The following is a 1,176-nucleotide window of genomic DNA, read 5'->3' as shown; positions in this document are numbered from 1 at the left end:
GAGCGCCCAATACTCTCTGGAAACTCAATTACGAGCAATCAATTGAGTCTTCTCTTACAGGGGGTAAGGCTTGAATCGGTGAGCTACAGAAAGCGCTATGATGCGTTAAAAAGAGCTTAAAAAAAGTGCTTTATTGAGTGTAAAAACAGCCTCAAAATGTATTTAAAGCCACTTTTTTTAGTATCTTTATATCATGGAAAACGGGGAAAAAGACTACAAAAAGCTGTACGAAGATGCCCTGTTGACCCTATCAGAAAAAGAAAATATCATCTCAGATCAGCAGTTCGAACTCGACAAACTCCGCAGACATCTTTTTGGATTTAAGAGTGAGAAACGCACAAACAATGTAGGGGATGACCAGTTGGGACTTTTTGAACTTGGTACCACCAGATCAGTACAGGAAGAACTTTCTGAATCTATACCTGTGACCGAAAAGCCCACTCCTAAGAAAAGGGCGAAAGGTACAGGGCGTATGTCCCTTCCCGAAGAACTTAGAAGAGAAGATGTGGTGATCGAGCCATCCGAATCTACAGAAGGCTGCGTGAGAATAGGGGAAGAAGTGACTGAAGTGCTTGAGGTAGTTCCTGCATCATTCTATGTAAAGCGTTATATCCGCCCTAAGTATGCCCGATCCAACGGTGAAGGCATCATTATCGGGGAGCTTCCTGATAGGGTGATAGAAAAAGGGATTCCATCCGAGTCGGTAATCGCCCAGATGACTGTTGACAAATACGTTTATGGGATGCCACTCCACAGACAGATAGATAAATACTCCAAAATGGGTGTACGCATCCCCGCATCAAGTGCATCGGATTGGATCATGAAAGGCTGGGATCATCTCAAACCACTTTGGGAACTGCTTCGGCTGATTGTGGTCAACCAAAAATATCTCCAGGTAGATGAAACACCGATAAAGGTCCAGGACAGGGACCACAAAAACAATATCCATCAGGGGTACATGTGGCTTTATCATTCCCCTGTGGACAGACTTGTATTATTCGATTACCAAAAAGGCAGGGATCAGTCAGGTCCCAAGAAAATGCTTGCGGACTTTAGGGGTATCATCCAAACTGATGGTTTTGCAGTCTATGATTCACTTTTTGGAGATCATCCGGATATCCATCTGACTTTCTGTATGGCGCATGCCAGACGGAAGTTTGTGGATGCTGTAAAGGA

The 1,176-nt window shown here is 44.0% G+C and carries 1 protein-coding gene; it reads left to right on the top strand.

What is annotated here, in order from left to right:
• Window positions 1-193 precede the first annotated feature (193 nt).
• Window positions 194-1,176: IS66 family transposase (gene tnpC / locus MM239_RS20780; RefSeq protein ID WP_241350247.1), on the top strand; the 983-nt coding region annotated here is incomplete at its 3' end.

It is taken from the genome of Belliella filtrata (assembly GCF_022549775.1).
Taxonomy (GTDB): domain Bacteria; phylum Bacteroidota; class Bacteroidia; order Cytophagales; family Cyclobacteriaceae; genus Belliella; species Belliella filtrata.
This window is presented reverse-complemented; position numbering and strand designations above follow the sequence as displayed.